The sequence below is a fragment of the Stenotrophomonas sp. NPDC047960 genome, assembly GCF_043204395.1.
In the GTDB taxonomy this organism is placed as follows: domain Bacteria; phylum Pseudomonadota; class Gammaproteobacteria; order Xanthomonadales; family Xanthomonadaceae; genus Stenotrophomonas.
On sequence record NZ_JBIDBX010000001.1, the window covers coordinates 1,032,570 to 1,052,816 of the forward strand.

Below are 20,247 nucleotides of genomic sequence, written 5' to 3' on the forward strand. Positions count from 1 at the left end.
CCCTCCAGGAAACGTTGATGGTGTGATGCCGACGGACAGTATCCGTCGTTTCGGTCCCCGGCAGCATACCGGTCCGAATGGAAAACGCGAAGAACCTGTGAACATCGCGTGCAGGGGGCGTCGACACGCCCCCTGCGCGGGGGAGGGGCAGGGGCCGGCTCAGCGGGCTGCCAGCTGGCGCAGGACGTACTGGAGAAGGCCGCCGTGCTTGAAGTACTCCACTTCCTTCGGGGTCAACAGCATCACGTGGGCCTGGAAGGTCGTTGCGGTGCCGTCGGCCTTGGTGGCGGTCACTGTGGCGGTCTTGCTGGCGCCATCGGCCAGGCCGGTGATGTCCACCGTTTCCGAGCCGTCCAGGCCCAGGCTCTGGGCGTTCTCGCCGGCCTGGAACTGCAGCGGCAGCACGCCCATGCCAACCAGGTTGGAGCGGTGGATGCGCTCGAAGCTCTCGGCCATCACGGCCTTCACGCCCAGCAGGTTGGTGCCCTTGGCCGCCCAGTCGCGCGAGGAGCCGGTGCCGTATTCCTTGCCCGCGAACACCACCAGCGGCACGCCTTCGGCCTTGTACTTCATGGCCGCATCGTAGATGGCCAGCTTCTGGGGCTCGCCGCCCGCCTTCGGGAAGTACAGGGTATTGCCGCCTTCCTCGCCGCCGAACATCAGGTTCTTGATGCGGATGTTGGCAAAGGTACCGCGCACCATCACGTCGTCGTTGCCGCGGCGGCTGCCGTAGCTGTTGAAGTCGGCCGGCTGCACGCCGCGCTCCTGCAGGAAGCGGCCTGCCGGCGAGTCCTTCTTGATGTTGCCGGCCGGTGAGATGTGGTCGGTGGTGATCGAGTCGCCGAACAGGCCCATTACCCGCGCCCCGTGCACGTCCTCGATATGGCCGACCTGCATGGTCATGCCATCGAAGTACGGCGGGTTCTTGATGTAGGTGGAGCTGCCATCCCACTCGTACAGGTCGCCATCGGGCGACTGGATGGTGTTCCAGCGGCTGTCGCCCTTGAACACGTCGGCGTAGTTCTGCTTGAACATCTCCGGGCCGATGGTGGCGGCGATGACATCGCCGATTTCCTTGTTGCTCGGCCAGATGTCACGCAGGTATACGGGCTGCCCATCGCTGCCGGTACCGAGCGGCTCGGTGGTGAGGTCGATGTCGGTGGTACCGGCGATCGCGTAGGCGACCACCAGCGGGGGGCTGGCGAGGTAGTTCATCTTCACTTCGGGGTGCACGCGGCCCTCGAAGTTGCGGTTGCCCGACAGCACCGAGGTGACCACCAGGTCGCCGCTGGCGATGGCGGCGCTGACTTCGGTAGGCAACGGGCCGGAATTGCCGATGCAGGTGGTGCAGCCATAGCCGACCACATAGAACCCCACTTTTTCCAGCTCGCTGAGCACACCGGCCTTCTCAAGGTAGTCGGTGACCACGCGCGAGCCCGGGCCGAGCGAGGTCTTCACCCACGGCTTGCGGTCCAGCCCCTTGGCCGCGGCATTGCGGGCCAGCAGGCCGGCGCCGATCATCACCGCCGGGTTGGAGGTGTTGGTGCAGGAGGTGATGGCGGCGATGACCACCGCGCCGTCCTTGAGCCGGTAGCGGGTGCCGTCATGCTCGACATCGGCATAGCCCTTGGCCAGCTGCTCGTTGCCGACCGCCGCGCCGCCGCCTTCGTTGACGAACGTGGAGACCTCTTCGTTGCGCTTGTCGCGGTTGGTGGTCAGCCCGCCGAGGTTGTCGCGGTAGTTCTGCTTGACGTCTTCCAGCAGCACGCGGTCCTGCGGGCGCTTGGGGCCGGCCAGCGAGGGCTTGACCTCGCCCATGTCCAGTTCCAGCGTTGCGCTGTAGCTGGCGTGGGCGGTGTTGGCGTCGTGCCACAGGCCCTGGGCCTTGGCGTAGGCTTCGACCAGCGCGATCTGCTCCTCGCTGCGGCCGGACAGCCGCAGGTAGTTCAGCGATTCGTTGTCGATCGGGAAGATGCCGCAGGTGGCGCCGTATTCGGGGGCCATGTTGCCGATGGTGGCGCGGTCGGCCAGGGGCAGGTGCTGCAGGCCTTCGCCGAAGAACTCCACGAACTTGCCCACCACCCCGTGCTTGCGCAGCATCTGGGTAACGGTGAGCACCAGATCGGTGGCGGTGGCGCCTTCAGGCAAGCGGCCGGTGAGCTTGAAGCCGACGACCTGCGGGATCAGCATCGACGAGGGCTGGCCGAGCATGGCCGCCTCGGCCTCGATGCCACCCACGCCCCAGCCCAGCACGCCGATGCCATTGATCATGGTCGTGTGGCTGTCGGTGCCGAACACGGTGTCCGGGTAGGCGACCTGCCTGCCGCCCTTTTCGGCGGTCATCACCACCCGTGCCAGGTTCTCCAGGTTTACCTGGTGGACGATGCCGGTGTTGGGCGGCACCACCTTGAAATTGTCGAACGCCTTCTGGCCCCAGCGCAGGAAGCCATAGCGTTCCTGGTTGCGCTGGAATTCGATCTTGCCGTTGAGGTCCAGCGCGTCAGGGGTGCCGAACACATCCACCTGCACCGAGTGGTCGATGACCAGTTCGGAGGGAATCTGCGGGTTGATCTGCTCCGGGCGGCCGCCCAGCTTGACCACCGCATCGCGCATCGCAGCCAGGTCGACCACGCACGGCACGCCGGTGAAGTCCTGCAGGACCACACGCGCAGGCATGAAGGCGATTTCGATGTCCGGCTCGGCCTTGGGATCCCAGCGCGCCACCGCTTCGATGTGATCCTTGCTGACGGTGACCCCGCCATCCTCGTGCCGGAGCAGGTTCTCCAGCAGGATCTTCATCGAATAGGGCAGGTGGGAGATGTCGAACTGCTGTCCGAGCCTGGGCAGGCTGAAATAGTCGTAGGTGGTGCCGCCGACGTCCAGCTGGCTGCGGGTGGAGAACGAATCGCTCATGCGGGGGTGACTCCTCTTGCGGATGGCTTGCAGTGGCCCGTTTCCAGGCCCGCTTGCGATGGCCGGCGGGCGCTGTGCCCGGCCGGGCAGGCCACCAGTATGGCCGATGCCGGGCGGGCCGCAGCGCCGCAGGCCCAGAACGCAAGGTTATACATTCGCATGTAGTTTTCGTGTCAGTGCTGGCCTTGCGGCCTGTACATCCGGATAGACGCCCCGGTGCAGGGGTCCTCAAAGCGACGCGCTGGCCAGCACGGTGAAGCTGACCGTCTGCTCCAATGACCACTGGGTTGTGATCCGGACCCTGTAATGGCCGGGAACCGCCCTGTGGGTGATGGTGAAGGTGTTGTCGTAGTGTTCGATGCCCGGATGCGGATCGAGCAGTTCGATGGCGGTGCCGTACCCGAACGGAAGGGGTACCCCGTCCGCGTCGTACAGGTAGGGGTTGGTCTGCAGTACCGCGACATGGCCCTCCGGTGGCACCTGGACCGGGCTGCCGGACACGTACACGCGCAGATGGGTCGGTACAGCCGTGAGCGTGTTCAACAGTGGCAGCCGAACCAGGTCTGCCGGCCGGCCGTTCTTCAGATAACGGACTTCCACTATCGCTGGCCATGGGCCCGTGTAATGTTCCAGGAACCGGTCATCGACATACACCCCGGTTGACGTCGGGTAATGGAACAGGCTGAGCCCTTCCACCGCTTCTGGGCTGCCGTTGAGCAGGCAGTCAAGTTCCGCCCCTTCGGGAAGCGGAAGGACGGTATGAAGGCGCGCAATGTTGCTGCCGTGGAGGCGCGGCGGAACATACAGTGCGGGCGGCTCCAAGGCCATGCCGATGTGATCGTAGTGGGGCGCTTGGATGGTCATGACGTTCTCCAGAACGTAAAACGGTGACCCCCGTCATCGTTCGACCTGCGCGCCCATCCTTGCCTGTTTTTTGTTAGGGCGCTGCGAAGGCCTGGCACATCCTCCACGGCCGGCGTACCGCATCGTTCCGTTCAGCCGGACTAGGGGGCCCGCACTGGCGGTATGGAATGCAAAGTATGTATAATTCGTACATACCAAGCCGGACCTACTCCATGGAAGCCACCGTCGCCGAACGCGGCCAGATCACCCTGCCCAAGGCGGTTCGGGACGCACTGGGCCTCACCAAGGGAACCCAGCTCAAAGTCGAACTGGACGGCAGCCGGATCATCCTTCGCAAGAGCGTCGATGACGCCATTTCACGTGCCCGCGGCAAGTTCGCACTGGACGGATTTGATTCGTCCGGGGCCGCCGTCCGCGCGGTGCGCGACGAGGGGTAAACCGTGATGATCGCCGTGGATTCGCCGGTCCTGGTCGAACTGCTGAGCAACGGCCCGCAGGCCGATGCCGTGGAGGCCTGCCTGCGCCAGAGCCTGGTTGGCGGGCGGGTGGTGGTGTGCGGCGCGACGCTGGCCGAGATCTGCGCTTCGCTGCGGGGCGGCGCCGAGGTACTGGAGGCGCTGGAGGAAATGGGTGTCCATTTCAATGCGCTGGAGGCCAAGTCGGCCTTGCGGGCCGGTGAAATGCACCGCCGCCACCGCCAGCGCGGCGCCAGTGGCCGAAGCATCGACGAATTCATGGTCGGCGCGCACGCGCTGCTGCAGTGCGACGGCCTGATCACCTGGAACGACACATTTTACCGCGACTACTTCAAGGGCCTGAAGCTGATCGTGCCGCACGCCTGAGCCCGTTACTCAACCGCCGTATTCAACCGAAGTTTTTTTCAAAGAATTTCCCGGGAGTTGTCATGTTGGAAGCCTATCGCCACCACGTAGCCGAGCGCGCCGCGCTTGGCATCCCGCCGCTGCCGCTGAACGCCCAGCAGACGGCCGACGTCATCGAACTGCTGAAGAACCCGCCGGCAGGCGAGGCCGGGTTCCTGCTCGACCTGCTCACCCACCGCGTGCCGGCCGGCGTTGATGACGCCGCCAAGGTCAAGGCTTCGTACCTGGCCGCCATTGCCTTCGGCAGCGAAACCAACGCGCTGATCTCGCGCGAGCGCGCCACCGAACTGCTGGGCACCATGCTGGGCGGCTACAACGTCGCGCCGCTGGTGCAGCTGCTGGACGACGCCGTGGTCGGCGCGATCGCCGCCACCGCGCTGAAGAACACGCTGCTGGTGTTCGATGCGTTCCACGACGTGCAGGAAAAGGCCAAGGCCGGCAACGCAAACGCCCAGGGCGTGCTGCAGAGCTGGGCCGATGCCGAGTGGTTCACCAGCCGCCCGGAAGTGCCGCAGAGCCTGACCATCACCGTGCTCAAGGTGACCGGCGAAACCAACACCGACGACCTGTCGCCGGCCCCGGATGCGACCACCCGCCCGGACATCCCGCTGCACGCCTTGGCGATGCTCAAGAACAAGCGCGATGGCATCGAGCCGGAAGAAGACGGCAAGCGCGGCCCGGTCAAGTTCATTGAATCGCTGAAGGAAAAGGGCCACCTGGTGGCTTACGTGGGCGACGTGGTCGGTACCGGTTCGAGCCGCAAGTCGGCCACCAACTCGGTGCTGTGGTTCACCGGCGAAGACATTCCGTTCATTCCGAACAAGCGTTTCGGTGGCGTGTGCCTGGGGTCGAAGATCGCTCCGATCTTCTACAACACCATGGAAGACGCCGGCGCGCTGCCGATCGAGCTGGACGTGTCGCAGATGAACATGGGTGACGTGGTCGAGCTGCGTCCCTACGACGGCAAGGCGCTGAAGGACGGCCAGGTCATTGCCGAGTTCCAGGTCAAGTCCGACGTGCTGTTCGACGAAGTGCGCGCCGGTGGCCGCATTCCGCTGATCATCGGCCGCGGCCTGACCGCCAAGGCACGCGAAGCGCTGGGCCTGGCCCCGACCGACCTGTTCCGCCTGCCGATGGACCCGCCGGATACCGGCAAGGGCTTCTCGCTGGCGCAGAAGATGGTTGGCCGCGCCTGTGGCCTGCCGGAAGGCCAGGGCATGCGCCCGGGCACCTACTGCGAACCCAAGATGACCTCGGTCGGCTCGCAGGACACCACCGGCCCGATGACCCGCGACGAGCTGAAGGACCTGGCCTGCCTGGGCTTCTCGGCCGACCTGGTGATGCAGTCGTTCTGCCACACCGCGGCGTACCCGAAGCCGGTGGACGTCAAGACCCACCACACGCTGCCGGAATTCATTTCCACCCGTGGCGGCGTGTCGCTGCGTCCGGGCGATGGCGTGATCCACAGCTGGCTCAACCGCATGCTGCTGCCCGACACCGTCGGCACCGGCGGCGATTCGCACACCCGTTTCCCGGTGGGCATTTCGTTCCCGGCCGGCTCCGGCCTGGTGGCCTTCGCGGCAGCCACCGGCGTGATGCCGCTGGACATGCCCGAATCGGTGCTCGTGCGCTTCAAGGGCACGATGCAGCCGGGCGTGACCCTGCGTGACCTGGTCAACGCCATTCCGCTGTACGCGATCAAGTCCGGCCTGCTGACCGTGGCTAAGGCCGGCAAGAAGAACATCTTCTCCGGCCGCATCCTGGAAATCGAAGGCCTGCCGGACCTGAAGGTCGAGCAGGCGTTCGAACTGTCCGATGCCTCGGCCGAACGTTCGGCCGCCGGTTGCTCGGTGCACCTGAACAAGGAACCGATCATCGAGTACCTCACCAGCAACATCACGCTGCTGAAGTGGATGATCGCCGAGGGTTACCAGGACGCCCGTTCGCTGGCGCGCCGCATCGAGAAGATGGAAGCCTGGCTGGCCAACCCGGAGCTGCTGCAGCCGGATGCCGACGCCGAATACGCCGCCGTCATCGAGATCGACCTGGCCGACATCCACGAGCCGATCGTGGCGTGCCCGAACGATCCGGACGACGTCAAGACGCTGTCGGACGTGGCCGGTGCAGCCATCGATGAAGTCTTCATCGGTTCGTGCATGACCAACATCGGCCACTTCCGTGCGGCTGCGAAGCTGCTGGAAGGCAAGCGCGACATCCCGACCAAGCTGTGGGTGGCCCCGCCGACCAAGATGGATGCCTCGGAGCTGACCAAGGAAGGCCACTACGGCACCTTCGGCACCGCCGGTGCACGCATGGAAATGCCGGGCTGCTCGCTGTGCATGGGCAACCAGGCACAGGTGCGCGAGGGCGCGACGGTGTTCTCGACCTCGACCCGCAACTTCCCGAACCGCCTGGGCCGCAACTCCAACGTGTACCTGGGTTCGGCCGAGCTGGCCGCGATCTGCTCGCGCCTGGGTCGCATCCCGACCAGGGAAGAGTACATGGCCGACATCGGCGTGCTGGATGCCAGCAGCAAGGACATCTACCGCTACATGAACTTCGACCAGATCGAGGATTACCAGGACGTGGCCAAGACGGTTGCCGCCTGAGCCTGATCGGCTGATGTGTTGAACGAAAACCCCCGGTGAGAGCCGGGGGTTTTTGTCTGGTCGCCGATTGATCATGCATGCCGCACCGCACGTGATCATTGTCAGCGTCGTGGATATCGGAACGGCCACGCGTTGTCGGCGTCGTGGCTGCGGTCGGCGCAGACGGCGCGGAAGGTGTCCACGAACGCCTGCTGCAGGCGGGTGGGGTGCCAGTCGGCGCGGGTGGTGAGGCCGATGCGGCGGCGCAGGTCGTCGCCGGCGCTGCCTATCTCGCTGAGCAGGCCGGCGCGGCGTTCGATCACGAACTGGTCGCGTGACATCAGGGTGAGCCAGTCGTCTTCCAGCAGCAGGCCGCGGGTGATCAGCACCGAGCCGCATTCGATGCGCAGGCGAGGCGGTTCATGGCCATGCTGGCGGAACATGCGTTCCCAACGGGCGCGCACAGGCGCGCCGGTGGCGGCGATCACCCAGGGAAACGCCAACAGCCGGTCGAACTCAAGCGGGTCGCTGCCGGCCAGCGGGTGCCCGCTGCGCGCGACGATCACCGGGTCATCGTCGAACAGGCCTTCCTGCGCGACATCGCGTACGGGCAGGGTGTCGCGCATCGCACCGATCAACAGATCCAGGCTTCCTGCACGCAGATCGCCCAGCAGTTCCGCATAAGGCCCTTCGATCACATTGACCGATGCGCCCGGGTGGGCGCGGGCAAAGCGCGCCAGTACCTGCGGCAGCAGGATCGCGCGGGCCAGCGGCATCACGCCGAGCGTGACCCTGCCGCCCTGTTCGGAGCGCAGCAGGGCCACTTCGTCCAGGCCGGCTGCCAGTTCAGACAGCGCCAGCCGCACCAGCCGCAGCATGCGGGTAGCGGCCGGGGTGGTCTGCACGGTCTTGCCGTGGCGTTCGGTCAGCGGGGTTTCGATGGCGGTACCCAGCTCATGCACGGCGCGGTAGATCGCTGGTTGCGAGATGCCGGCGCGCGCTGCGGCCAGGGTGAAGCTGCCGGCATCGTCCACCGCCACGAGTGCGCGCAGCTGGCCGAGCGTGACGCGGCGTTCCACTGCGGGCAAAGCGGGCAGGCGCTGTGCACGCCGTGCCAGGCGCACGCCATCAGCGATGTAGCCCAAAGCGCGCTCGATGCGGGGCACCAGCAGTTCCGCTGCTTCCGTCGGTGCCATGCCGCCGGGCTGGCGGTCGAAGAGGGGGGCGTCCAGTTGGTTCTCCAACCGCGCAATCGCCTGGGTCAACGCGGGCTGGGAGAGATTCACGTGTGGCGCGGCGGCGCTGATGCCGCCGTGGTGGTGCACCGCAACCAGCGCATGCAGATGCTTCAGGTTCAGTTCAAAGGGCCGGTTCATGGATCAACTATAACCAAACCAAATGGCTGTTTCGGAAATCGATCTTGAGGGGTCAGCGCTGGAGGACAACACTGCATCATCGTCATTGAAGGATGGATGGATGTCCCGCGTCGTCACCCGTGTCGAACGCGCCGCTGCCGGCGCACTCCAGGTCCTGGCCCAGGCAGGTGTGGCCACCGCGCATGAGGCGCAGGGCCGCAGCGGCCTGCTGCACTCGCGGCTGCGCCCGATCTACAGCGGCGCGCGCATCGCCGGCAGCGCCGTCACCGTGTCAGTGCCCCCCGGCGACAACTGGATGATGCATGTGGCCATCGAGCAGCTGCGCGAAGGTGATGTGCTGGTAGTGGCGCCAACCAGCGACTGCACTGATGGCTACTTCGGCGACCTGCTGGCCACCTCGGCGCAGGTGCGCGGCTGCCGTGGGCTGGTGATCGATGCCGGCGTGCGCGATGTGCGCGACCTTACTGCAATGGGCTTTCCGGTCTGGAGCCGGGCGATCCACGCGCAGGGTGCGGTCAAGGAAACACTGGGCTCGGTCAACGTGCCGGTGGTGTGCGGCGGTGCGCTGGTCCACCCCGGCGACGTGGTGATCGCCGACGATGACGGCGTGTGCATCGTGCCGCGTGCCGATGCGGCGCGGGTGGCGGCCGAATCGCGGGCGCGCGAAGCCCGCGAGGCCGAGAAGCGCGAACGCCTGGCCAAGGGCGAGCTGGGCCTGGACATCTACGCGATGCGCGAACGCCTGGCGGCCAAGGGCCTGCGGTATGAGTAAAGGTGTGCCGGCCATGTGGATGCGCGGCGGCACGTCCAAGGGCGGCTACTTCCTGGCCGCCGACCTGCCGCCCGATGCGAGCGCGCGCGATGCGTTCCTGCTGCGCGCCTACGGCTCGCCGGACCCACGCCAGATCGACGGCATGGGCGGCGCCGATCCGCTGACCTCCAAGGTCGCAGTGGTATCGCCTTCCCGCCACCCCGGCGCGGACGTGGATTACCTGTTCCTGCAGGTGTTCGTCGACCAGGCGGTGGTGAGCGATGCGCAGAACTGCGGCAACCTGCTGGCCGGGGTCGGGCCGTTCGCCCTTGAACGGGGGCTCGTGCAACCCACCGGCGAAAGCACCGACGTGCGCATCTTCATGGTGAACACCGGCAAGATGGCCACCGCCAACGTACAGACCCCCGGCGGCCAGGTGCGCTACGACGGTCCGGCGCGGATCGACGGGGTGCCGGGCACGGCGGCGGCGATTCCGCTGACCTTCGCCGACATCGCCGGTTCCAGCTGCGGCGCGTTGCTGCCAACCGGCCGCGACGTCGATGTGATCGACGGGGTGGAGCTCACCCTGATCGACAACGGCATGCCCTGCGTGGTGCTGCGCGCCAGCGACATGGGCGTGAGCGGCTACGAGGACCGCGCCACGCTGGATGCCGACGCTACGTTGAAGGCGCGGCTGGAGGCGATCCGCCTGCAGGCCGGGCCGTTGATGAATCTGGGCGATGTCAGCGCGCAGTCGGTACCCAAGATGATGCTGGTGGCGGCCCCGCGAGACGGTGGCGCGCTCTGCGTGCGTTCGTTCATTCCACACCGCTGCCACGCGTCCATCGGGGTGCTCGGCGCGGTCACCGTGGCCACGGCCTGCCTGCTGCCCGGCTCACCGGCCCAAGCGCTCGCACTAGTGCCCGATGGCAGCCGGCTGCAACTGGATATCGAACACCCCAGCGGCAGCACCGGCTGCGTGCTGGAGCGCGACGCGCACGGGCAGGTGACCGCTGCGGCCATCCTGCGCACCGCCCGAAAGCTGTTCGACGGCGTGCTGTTCGACTGAATACGCACGACGTCTCTATTCTTGTGACCTGGGAGGGTTGTTATGACTGTGGTTGAGAAGCGGCAGGGCCGCTTCGGCGTCTTTGGCCAGCTGTGGTTCCAGGTGCTGGCCGGCACCATCATCGGCGTCGTGCTGGGGTGGCTTCAGCCGGACTGGGGTTCGGCGATGAAGCCGTTCGGCGATGCCTTCATCAAGCTGATCCGCATGATGATCGGCCCGATCATCTTCGTGACGGTGGTGCACGGCATCGCCGGCATGCGCGACATGCGCAGCGTCGGTCGGCTCGCGCTGAAGTCGCTGATCTATTTCGAGGTGATCACCATCCTGGCGCTGATTGTCGGGCTGGTCGCGGTCGATCTGTGGCAGCCCGGCGCCGGCATGAACATCGACCCGGCCACCATCGACATGGCCAGCATCCAGGGCTACGTGCATTCCGCGCACGACCAGTCGATCGTGTCCTACATCATGGCGATCATCCCCAACACACTGGTCAGTGCATTCACCGAGGCGCACGTGCTGCAGGTGCTGTTCGTGGCGGTGCTGTTCGGCGTGGCGCTGGCGTCCATCGGTGAGCGCGGCGCGCCGGTGATGAAGGTCGTCGAAGGCACGTCGTCGGCACTGTTCAAGATCATCGGCTACGTCATGTACTTTGCGCCGATTGGTGCGTTCGGTGCCATCGCCTTCACCGTCGGCCAGTTCGGCGCCGGTTCGCTGTTGTCGCTGGGCGAGCTGATCATCGAATTCTTCGTGGTCTGCGCGGCGTTCACGGTGTTCGTGCTCGGCGCGGTGTGCTGGTGGACCGGCGCCAGCCTGTGGCGGCTGCTGGCTTACCTGCGCGATGAAATCGTGATCGTGGCAGCCACCACCTCCACCGAAACGGTGCTGCCGCGCCTGATCGAGAAGATGAAGAAGCTGGGCTGCGAGGAAGGCGTGGTCGGCTTCGTGATTCCGGCGGGTTACTCGTTCAACCTCGATGGCACCTGCCTTTACCTGACCACGGTGGCGCTGTTCCTGGCCCAGGCGACCAATACCGAGCTGACCGTGTGGCACCAGTTCGGGCTGATCGCGGTGCTGCTGCTGACCTCCAAGGGCGCTGCCGGCGTGGCCGGCGCCGCGTTCGTGGTGCTGGCAGCGACGCTTGGCACCACCGGTACCATCCCGGTAGCCAGCATCGCGTTGATCCTGGGCATCCACCGCATCCTGGCGGAAGGCCTGACGTTCGTGAACCTGGTCGGCAACGCGATCGCCGTGCTGGTGATCGCCAAGTGGGAAGGCAAGCTGGACGAGAAAGTGATGGCTGCCCAGATCGGCACCCGCCGCGCCCGCCTGCGCCACCTCGGCGTGCGCGAAGCCTGACTGACGCGCCGCGGGTGGCCCGCGGCGCCCACCTGACTGCATTGAACCCGCTGCCCACGGCAGCGGGGAGGGAGTTTTCATGTCCATCCTCCGTCACACACCGCTGGCGCTGTTGCTGAGCGCTGCATTGGCCGCCCCGGCGGCCGCCGAGGGCACCCTGCCCAAGGGCGTCGACCTGACCCTGGATCTCGTCGGCAACGTTGCCTCCAACCCTGTGGGCGGGGTGGAGCAGGGCACCGAAGGTTCGTACTGGATCATGGCCCAGTCGAAGTTCGACCTGGATGCATTGTTCGGCGTGCACAACACCGACGTGGACGCGCAGTGGGCCTGGTTTGCCGGGCGCAACCTGGCCCGCGAGAAGATCGGCAATTCGATCAGCGCGCAGCAGACCTGGCGGCCGGTGGCGGGTGGCCGCCTGACCCGGCTGACCGTACGCCACCGCTTCGACAACGGGCTGAGCATCACCGCCGGCCGCGCGCCGGTGAACAGCTATTTCAACAACTCCGCGCTCAACTGCGTGTTCATGAGCAACGCGATGTGCCTCACCCCGTATGGCGCGATCACCGACCTGGGCATCACCGCGTTCCCCAACTCGTCCTGGGCCGGCATCCTGCGCTACGACGTGAATGATCGCTGGTACGTGCAGGGCGGCGCGTTCGACTACAACAACGAGCTGAACAAGGCCGGCAAGAACGGGCTGGATTTCTCGGTTGGCGAAGGCACCGGCACCATCACCGCCTATGAAGCCGGCTACCAGACCAGCTTCGCCAACGACCGGCTGCCGCGCACCTACCGGGTGGGCATGTACCGTAATACCGACGGCGGCAAGAGCTCTTACTTCGATGCCAATGGCAACTCGGCCGCGCTGACCGGCAAGCCCACGGCGATGCAGGCGGGCGCACGCGCAGGCTGGTACGCGATGGCCGACCAGACCGTGTGGCGCGGCGAGGGCAAGCGCAATCTGGCGCTGTTCGCGCGCGCCTACGTGAATACCGGCAACGAAGCGCCGGTGGACCAGTTCGCCGCGGTCGGCTTCGTCAAGACCGGCACCTTCGCCGGCCGCGACCAGGACACGCTGGCGATGTTCGTCTCCAACACCCACTTCAGCGATGAGCAGATCGCTTTCCTGCGCGACCGCCGCGCGCGCAACGGTGGCAGCGGCGGGCCGAACGCCGACGAGATCATCGCCGAGCTCAGCTATGGCTGGGCGGTGCACAAGGGCATCCGGCTGATGCCCAACCTGCAGTATGTGATCAACCCGGACCCGATCTACGCGCCGACCCGTACCACCGACATTCCCGACGCGCTGATCGTCGGGCTGCGCGTCGATGTCCACTTCGCCCAGCTGTTCGGCTGGTGATTCCTCCCCCCACGAGGCCCCTGATGATCATCGATTGCCACGGTCACTACACGACCGCTCCCGCCAGCCACGATGCGTTCCGCAAGGCGCAGGTGGCCCATTTCAACGACCCTGCGCTGCCGGCGCCGGTGTACCCGCTGATCAGCGACGACGAACTGCGCGAGAGCGTGGAAAGCAACCAGCTACGCCTGCTGCGGGAGCGCGGCGCGGACATGACGATCTTCTCGCCGCGCGCCAGCACCATGGCCCACCACATCGGCGACGAGGCGGTGAGCGCGGCATGGACCCGGCGCTGCAACGACCTGATCGCGCGCGTGGTAGCGCTGTACCCGGAGACCTTCATCGGCGTGTGCCAGCTGCCGCAGTCGCCCGGCGTGCCCATCGCCAACTCGATCGCCGAGCTGGAGCGCTGCGTCAACGAGCTGGGCTTTGTCGGCTGCAACCTCAATCCGGACCCTTCTGGCGGCCACTGGAACGGGCTGCCGCTGACCGACCGCGCCTGGTACCCGTTCTTCGAGAAGATGGTGCAGCTTGACGTGCCGGCCATGGTGCATGTCTCGGGAAGCTGCAATGCCAATTTCCACGCCACCGGCGCGCATTACCTCAATGCCGACACCACTGCGTTCATGCAGTTCCTGCAGGGCGACCTGTTCGGTGACTTCCCGGAACTGCGCTTCATCATCCCGCACGGCGGCGGCGCGGTGCCCTACCACTGGGGCCGCTTCCGCGGCCTGGCCGACATGCTGGGCAAGCCGCCGCTGAACGAGCATGTGATGAAGAATGTGTTCTTCGACACCTGCGTTTACCATCAACCGGGTATTGACCTGCTGTTCAAGGTGATCGACATCGACAACATCCTGTTCGGCTCGGAAATGGTTGGCGCGGTGCGGGGCATCGACCCGGAAACCGGGCAGTACTTCGACGACACGCTGCGCTATGTGGACGCGCTGGGGCTGTCGGCAGCGGATCGCAGCAAGGTGCTGTCGGGCAACGCGCGCCGGGTGTACCCACGGTTGGACGCGCAGCTGAAGGCGAGGGGGCTGTGATGTCGGATTTCGTGAAAGATGCCGATTGGCTGGATTTCTGCCCGGACCCGAGCCGGCCGGTGTTCGTGCCGCCGCCGGGCGCGGTGGATGCCCATTGCCATGTCTTCGGGCCGGGGGACGAGTTCCCGTATGCGCCCGAGCGCAAGTACACGCCCTGCGATGCCGGCAAGGCGCAGTTGTTCGCGCTGCGCGATTACCTGGGCTTTGAGCGCAACGTGATCGTGCAGGCGACCTGCCACGGTGCCGACAACCGTGCGCTGGTGGATGCGCTGCGCAGTGCCGATGGGCGGGCGCGTGGTGTGGCCACGGTGAGGGATACGGTCACCGACGGCGAACTGCGCGAGCTGCATGAAGCCGGTGTGCGTGGGGTGCGCTTCAATTTCGTGAAGCGGCTGGTGGACCCGAAGCCGGATGCGTACTACCACGCCATCATTGAACGGATCGTGCCGCTGGGCTGGCATGTTGTCGTGTACTTCGAGGCTGCCGACCTGGCCGAGCGCTGGGATTTCTTCACCTCGCTGCCGACCACGGTGGTCGTTGACCACATGGGCCGGCCGGACGTGACCCGGCCGGTGGACGGGCCGGAGTTCCAGCGCTTCGTGCGGTTGATGCGGGAACACCCGAATGTGTGGAGCAAGGTGAGCTGTCCGGAGCGGCTGTCGCAGTCCGGGCCACCCACGTATGACGATGTGGTGCCATTCGCACGGCACCTGGTCGAGCGGTTCCCGGACCGGGTACTGTGGGGCACGGACTGGCCGCACCCGAACCTGAAGTCGCACATGCCCGATGACGGCACGCTGGTGGAGTTCATTCCACGGATTGCAGTCACCGCCGAACAGCAGCAGAAGCTGCTGGTGGACAACCCGATGCGATTGTACTGGGGTTGACGGGCGAGAGCGTCACGACCAACGGTCGTGACCTAAGCTGCTGGTGGACAACCCGATGCGATTGTACTGGGGTTGACGGGCGAGAGCGTCACGACCAACGGTCGTGACCTACCGCGGTTGGCCGGTCGCGCACGACCGTTGGCCGGCGCGGTTGGCCGGTCGCGCACGACCGTTGGCCGGCGCGGTTGGCCGGGCGCGCACGATCGGTGGCCGGCGCGGTTGGCCGGTAGCGCACGATCGTTGGTCGTGCGTTGGCCGGCGCCGCCGCGGGATCAACCCCGCGCGAGCGCCATCAGGCGCTCGGCGATCCGCTCCAGCGGAACCTGCTCGTCGGTGGCGCCGAGCTTGAAGGCGGCGCCCGGCATGCCCCAGACCACGCTGGTGGCTTCGTCCTGGACCAGCGTCGGGGCGCCGACGTTCTTCAGCTCCAGCAGCCCACGCGCCCCATCGTCGCCCATGCCGGTGAGGATGGCGCCGATGGCGTTGGCGCCGGCGCTTTCTGCCACCGAACGGAACAGCACGTCCACGGCCGGCTTGTGCCGGTTCACCGCCGGGCCGTCATCCACCCGGCAACGCCAGCGCGCACCGTCACGGATGACCCGCAGGTGCTTGCCGCCGGGCGGCAGATAGGCGTGGCCGGCCAGCACGGCTTCGCCGTCAGTGGCTTCGCGCACGGACATCGCCGAGTGGCGGTCAAGGCGTTCGGCAAACGCCGTGCTGAAGGTCGCGGGCAGGTGCTGGGTGAGCACCACCGCCGGCGCATCGGCCGGCAGGCCTTCGAGCACCACGCGCAGCGCTTCGGTACCGCCTGCCGAGGCGCCGATGGCGATCAGGCGGTCGGTGGTACGGAACTGGATCGAGCGCGCGGGCGTGGGCGCGATGGCGTCCAGGGTGATGCGCGGAGTGATCGGGCGGGCCAGGGTGCGCACGCGCGAGCGCGCCGCCATCTTGACCTTGCCGATGATCTCTTCGGCATAGCCCTGCAGACCACGTGCCACGTCGAACTTGGGCTTGGAGATGAAATCCACCGCGCCCAGCGCCAGCGCCTGCAGGGTGGTGTCGGCGCCGCGCTCGGTCAGCGATGAGATCATCACCACCGGCAGCGGGTGCAGGCGCATCAGGTTTTCCAGGAATGCCAGCCCATCCATGCGCGGCATTTCCACGTCCAGCGTGATCACGTCCGGGGCCAAACGCTTGATCTTCTCGCGCGCCAGCAACGGATCGGCGGCCGTGCCGACCACTTCGATGGCCGGGTCGCTGGCGAGGATCTCGCTCAGCATCTGCCGCACCACCGCCGAATCGTCGACGATCAGAACCCTGCAGGGTGAACCGTTGATCATTCGAACAGCTCCACGCCACCGGTGACCGGGGCCTTGGACAGGCGGGCACGCACGGCCGATTCGGTCGCGGCCACTTCGGCTTCGTGGGCGTGCGGCAGGCGCTGCACCACCACCCGGCCGGTGTCGGCGAAGAACCAGACCTTGCGTGGGTGGATGCCACACAGGTCTTCGGCCAGCACAGGGATATGTTCCGCCTGCAGGTACTGGCGGACGAACTCGGCGTTGCGCGTGCCGACCGGGTTGCTGGTAAAGCCCTTGAGCACGTTGGCGCCGCCGAACACTTTGGCTTCCAGGCGCTTGCGGTGCGCGCCGCGCTTGAGCAGGTCGTTGATCAGAAGTTCCATCGCATAGCTGCCGTAACGGGCCGGGGCACCATCGCCCACGTTGCCTTCGGGCAGCAGGAAATGGTTCATGCCACCGATCTTCAGCACCGGGTCGCGCAGGCACGCCGCCACGCACGAGCCCAGGGTGGTGGTCAGTGCGGTGTCGTCGTCGACCACAAGGTACTGGGTGGGCAGCAGCTTGGCGGCGGTAACCTTGAAGCGGCTGTCGAAGTAACGCATCACATCGTCGGGGCGGGCAGCCAGGTTCATGCCGGGGCTCCGGGCGCACGCTTGTACAGGGTGCGCCCGCACGGCTGGATCAGGTCGGCGGCGTGCAGGTAGTTCTCCGAGTGGCCGGTGTAGAGCAGGCCATCGTCTCCCATGTGCTGGATCAGGCGCGACAGGATGCCGCGCTGGGTGGGCTTGTCGAAATAGATCATGACGTTGCGGCAGAACAGGGCATCGAACGGGCCACCGACGTCGTACCGGGGTGCGAGCAGGTTGAGCGGGCGGAAATCGATCAGCTCGCGCAATGCCGGATGCACGCGGCACTGGCCTTCGTTGGGTCCGCTGCCGCGCTGGAAGTAGCGCTTCTTGATCGCCGGGTCCAGGCCCGAGACGCGGTCGATGGCGTATACGCCGCGGCTCGCGGTGGCCAGCACCTGGGTGTCCACGTCGGTGGCGAGGATGCGCACGGGCGGCTTCAGCGTGCCGAACGCCTCACAGGCGGTGATCGCCATGGAGTAGGGCTCTTCACCGGTGGAAGCCGCGCATGACCACAGCTGCAGGGGGCCGTGGCCGGCCCGCGCGCGCAGCTCGGTGTCGAGCTTTTCGAAATGATGCGGTTCGCGGAAGAACGCGGTCAGGTTGGTGGTCAGTGCATTGGTGAATGCCTGCCACTCATCGCCGCCCTGGCTTTCCAGCTGGTCCAGGTACTCCTGGAAACTGCGCAGGCCTAGCGTGCGCAGCCGGCGCGAGAGCCGGCCGTAGACCATGTCGCGCTTGGCCGGCGCCAGCGAAATGCCGACGCGCTGATAGATCAGGTCGCAGATGCGGCGGAAGTCGCGGTCGGCGAACTCGAATTCGCGGCCGGTCGTAGATGCAGCAGAGACAGGTGCGGCGGGCGTGGTCACGGGTGGGGTTCCTTAGAACTCTTGCCAGTTGCCGTCATCGGCGCTGGTGCTGCGGGCGGCGCGTGCGGCCGGGGCCGGCTTGCGGGCAATTGCCTTTGGCGCGGCCGCCGGCGTCACGCTGCGCTGCGGCGCCGGGCTGGCGATGCGGGCGGTGACCGCGCTGACGGCGGCAGCCACCTGGTTGTCGAGGCGGAAGATCGACACCGCATCGGCCAGCTGGGTAGCCTGTTCTTCCATGGCACGCGCAGCGGCGGTGGCTTCTTCCACCAGCGCGGCGTTCTGCTGGGTGGTCTCGTCCATCTGCACCACGGTCTGGTTGACCTGTTCGATGCCGGCCGACTGTTCCTGCGAGGCGGCGGAGATCTCGGCCATGATGTCGGTGACACGCTGCACCGAGGCGACGATCTCGCCCATGGTGGTACCGGCCTTGTGCACCAGTGCCGAACCATCGGACACGCTGGCCACCGAATCGTCGATCAGGCCCTTGATCTCCTTGGCGGCCGCAGCCGAGCGCTGGGCCAGGGTACGCACTTCAGAGGCCACCACGGCAAAGCCACGGCCCTGTTCGCCGGCACGCGCGGCTTCCACCGCGGCGTTCAGGGCCAGGATGTTGGTCTGGAACGCGATGCCGTCGATCACCGAGATGATCTCGGCGATGCGCTTGGAGCTGGCTTCGATGGCGCTCATGGTGGTCACCACCTGTCCGACCACCTCGCCGCCCTGCGAGGCGACGGTATGGGCACCGATGGCGAGCTGGTTGGCCTGGCGGGCGTGTTCGGCGTTCTGGCGCACGGTGGAGGTCAGTTCCTCCATCGAGGCGGCGGTTTCTTCCAGGTTGGCTGCCTGCTGCTCGGTACGGCGCGACAGGTCGCTGTTGCCGGTGGCGATCTCGCCGGCGGCCAGGTTGATGCTGCCGGCCGCTTCCTGGATCTGGCCCACGATCTGGGTCAGCTGGGTGACGGTGGCGTTGGCGTCGTCGCGCATGGTGGCGAACACGCCCTGGTACTCGCCGTGCATGCGCGCGGTGAGGTCGCCTTCGGCAATCGCCGACAGCAGCTGCGAGAGCTTGCCCAGGTTGTCGTCGCTGACCTGCATCATCGCGTTGAGGCTGGCGATCATCTGGCCGAAATCGTGATCGAAGCGGGCCGCGTCGCCGCGCTGGGAGAAATCACCTGCGGCCGCGGCGGCGCCCAGGCGCTTGATCTCGGCGTTGATGCTGGCCAGGTTCTGCTTGACGGTGTCCACGGTGGTGCTGATGGCGGCCTTGTCGCCCGGATAGCGCGCAATGTCCGCGCTCAGATCGCCCACGGCGTAGCGCTGCACCACGGCCAGCACGTCCTGCATGGTCTGCACATGCGCGCCGACCAGGGCATTGGTTTCATGCACCATCAAGCCGTACTCACCCGGGAACGCGGATTGGTCCATGCGGAAGGTGGTCTGGCCGGCATCATGCTGGCTGGCCATTTCGCGCTGGGCGCCGATCACCGCGTGCAGCTGCTGCTGCATGCGGCCCATGCTTTCCAGCAGGCGGCCGGGTTCGTCCTTCGCCTGTGCCCCGATGCGGGTGTCGAGCTTGCCGTTGGCGATGCTGTCGGCAACGCTGGTGGCCTGGCGCAGCGGCCCGGTGATGCGGTTGCCGATCAGCCAGCTCAGCGCCAGCACGACCAGCACCAGCGCGCCGCCGGTAGCGGCCATGATGCCAGTGAACGCCAGTGCGTCGGCCTGTACGTCGTCCAGGTACACGCCACTGGTGACCACCCACTGCCACGGTGCATACATGCCGGCGTAGGTGGCCTTTTCAATCAGCGCTTCACCGGCGCCGGGCTTGGTGGTCGAGTAGTAGGTGTAGCCGCCCCCGGTCCTGGCCATGTCCACCTGCTGCAGATACAGCGGCACACCGTCCTTGGACAGGTAGTCCTTCTGCACCTTGCCCACCCGGTCGGGGGCGAACGGGTGCATCAGCAGGGTGTAATCGGTCGCCAGCACGTTGTAGTACGCGCTCTCCCCGTCGGCGCGCATGCCGTGCAGCGCCTGCAGCGCGGCGGCCTTGGCCGCGGCTTCGGTGAGTTCCCCCGTGCCGGCCAGTCGCTTGTAGTGGTCGAGGATGCCGTAGGTCAGTTCGACCTGGGTCTTCAGGGCGTCCTTGCGCGTTTCGGCCAGGTCCAGGTACTGGATACGCGCGGCGATGATGGCCAGCGCGATCACGCCGATGGCGATCAGGGCGGTAAGCAGGTTCAACTTGCCGCGCACGGACAGGTTGGCGAAGCGACTGGAAAGATTCATGGGGGGCCTTCTCTAGCAGGGGCGTACAGCGCAAGCCGACGTCGACGAACGTGTCGAGGCAATGCTGTTATCGGCAG

General features: G+C 66.6%; 16 protein-coding genes. 9 read left to right on the plus strand and 7 right to left on the minus strand.

Features of this window, described 5'->3' with window-relative positions; all coding sequences use genetic code 11:
* Positions 1–159: 159 nt before the first annotated feature.
* Entirely contained in the window at positions 160–2,913 is a 2,754-nt protein-coding gene (gene acnA, locus ACGFZ3_RS04910; RefSeq protein ID WP_392917156.1) for an aconitate hydratase AcnA, read from the minus strand.
* Between the two features lie 228 nt (positions 2,914–3,141).
* Positions 3,142–3,777: a hypothetical protein gene (locus ACGFZ3_RS04915; protein ID WP_392917159.1), complete on the minus strand. Its 636-nt coding sequence runs from the start codon at positions 3,775–3,777 to the stop codon at positions 3,142–3,144.
* A 212-nt stretch (positions 3,778–3,989) separates the two neighbouring features.
* Here ACGFZ3_RS04915 and ACGFZ3_RS04920 point away from each other — a divergent pair, with 212 nt between their 5' ends.
* The 3 genes from ACGFZ3_RS04920 (at position 3,990) to acnB (ending at position 7,267) form a co-directional block, all read left to right on the plus strand.
* On the plus strand, positions 3,990–4,214 hold the full coding sequence (locus tag ACGFZ3_RS04920) for an AbrB/MazE/SpoVT family DNA-binding domain-containing protein (protein WP_392917162.1): 225 nt from the start codon (positions 3,990–3,992) through the stop codon (positions 4,212–4,214).
* A gap of 6 nt (positions 4,215–4,220) precedes the next feature.
* A complete protein-coding gene (locus tag ACGFZ3_RS04925) occupies positions 4,221–4,619 on the plus strand; it encodes a type II toxin-antitoxin system VapC family toxin (RefSeq protein WP_392917601.1) in 399 nt (132 codons plus the stop codon).
* Positions 4,620–4,681: 62 nt separating this feature from the next.
* Positions 4,682–7,267, plus strand: coding sequence for a bifunctional aconitate hydratase 2/2-methylisocitrate dehydratase (gene acnB / locus ACGFZ3_RS04930; protein WP_392917165.1), 2,586 nt, complete (start codon positions 4,682–4,684; stop codon positions 7,265–7,267).
* Between the two features lie 101 nt (positions 7,268–7,368).
* Here acnB and ACGFZ3_RS04935 read toward each other — a convergent pair whose 3' ends face one another.
* Positions 7,369–8,622 carry a LysR family transcriptional regulator gene (locus tag ACGFZ3_RS04935; RefSeq protein ID WP_392917169.1) on the minus strand — a complete coding sequence of 418 codons (1,254 nt, stop codon included), beginning with the start codon at positions 8,620–8,622 and terminating at the stop codon, positions 7,369–7,371.
* 100 nt (positions 8,623–8,722) lie between these two features.
* Between ACGFZ3_RS04935 and ACGFZ3_RS04940 the strand changes: the two genes are divergently transcribed.
* The 6 genes from ACGFZ3_RS04940 (at position 8,723) to ACGFZ3_RS04965 (ending at position 15,091) form a co-directional block, all read left to right on the plus strand.
* On the plus strand, positions 8,723–9,394 hold the full coding sequence (locus tag ACGFZ3_RS04940; protein ID WP_392917172.1) for a 4-carboxy-4-hydroxy-2-oxoadipate aldolase/oxaloacetate decarboxylase: 672 nt from the start codon (positions 8,723–8,725) through the stop codon (positions 9,392–9,394).
* The gene (locus tag ACGFZ3_RS04945; protein WP_392917175.1) at positions 9,387–10,442 is read left to right on the plus strand and encodes a 4-oxalomesaconate tautomerase; all 1,056 of its coding nucleotides are present in this window, start codon (positions 9,387–9,389) and stop codon (positions 10,440–10,442) included. The genes ACGFZ3_RS04940 and ACGFZ3_RS04945 overlap by 8 nt, the downstream gene beginning before the upstream one ends.
* A 42-nt stretch (positions 10,443–10,484) precedes the next feature.
* The gene (gene dctA, locus ACGFZ3_RS04950) at positions 10,485–11,798 is read left to right on the plus strand and encodes a C4-dicarboxylate transporter DctA (protein ID WP_392917178.1); all 1,314 of its coding nucleotides are present in this window, start codon (positions 10,485–10,487) and stop codon (positions 11,796–11,798) included.
* A 79-nt stretch (positions 11,799–11,877) separates the two neighbouring features.
* Entirely contained in the window at positions 11,878–13,158 is a 1,281-nt protein-coding gene (locus ACGFZ3_RS04955; protein ID WP_392917181.1) for a carbohydrate porin, read from the plus strand.
* A gap of 23 nt (positions 13,159–13,181) precedes the next feature.
* Positions 13,182–14,204 (plus strand): amidohydrolase family protein, encoded by a 1,023-nt coding sequence (locus ACGFZ3_RS04960; protein WP_392917184.1) that lies wholly within the window; start codon positions 13,182–13,184, stop codon positions 14,202–14,204.
* Complete coding sequence (locus tag ACGFZ3_RS04965; RefSeq protein WP_392917187.1) at positions 14,204–15,091, plus strand: amidohydrolase family protein; 888 nt, start codon at positions 14,204–14,206, stop codon at positions 15,089–15,091. The genes ACGFZ3_RS04960 and ACGFZ3_RS04965 overlap by 1 nt, the downstream gene beginning before the upstream one ends.
* A 272-nt stretch (positions 15,092–15,363) precedes the next feature.
* On the opposite strand, the gene ACGFZ3_RS04970 is transcribed toward ACGFZ3_RS04965, so the two are convergent.
* From ACGFZ3_RS04970 to ACGFZ3_RS04985, 4 genes are read right to left on the minus strand one after another with little or no spacing between them, the layout of a single operon-like run.
* Positions 15,364–16,431: a chemotaxis response regulator protein-glutamate methylesterase gene (locus ACGFZ3_RS04970; RefSeq protein ID WP_392917190.1), complete on the minus strand. Its 1,068-nt coding sequence runs from the start codon at positions 16,429–16,431 to the stop codon at positions 15,364–15,366.
* Complete coding sequence (cheD, locus tag ACGFZ3_RS04975) at positions 16,428–17,024, minus strand: chemoreceptor glutamine deamidase CheD (RefSeq protein ID WP_282248259.1); 597 nt, start codon at positions 17,022–17,024, stop codon at positions 16,428–16,430. The genes ACGFZ3_RS04970 and cheD overlap by 4 nt, the downstream gene beginning before the upstream one ends.
* The gene (locus ACGFZ3_RS04980; RefSeq protein ID WP_392917194.1) at positions 17,021–17,887 is read right to left on the minus strand and encodes a CheR family methyltransferase; all 867 of its coding nucleotides are present in this window, start codon (positions 17,885–17,887) and stop codon (positions 17,021–17,023) included. The genes cheD and ACGFZ3_RS04980 overlap by 4 nt, the downstream gene beginning before the upstream one ends.
* Before the next feature lie 12 nt (positions 17,888–17,899).
* Positions 17,900–20,170 (minus strand): methyl-accepting chemotaxis protein, encoded by a 2,271-nt coding sequence (locus ACGFZ3_RS04985; RefSeq protein WP_392917197.1) that lies wholly within the window; start codon positions 20,168–20,170, stop codon positions 17,900–17,902.
* Positions 20,171–20,247: the final 77 nt, after the last annotated feature.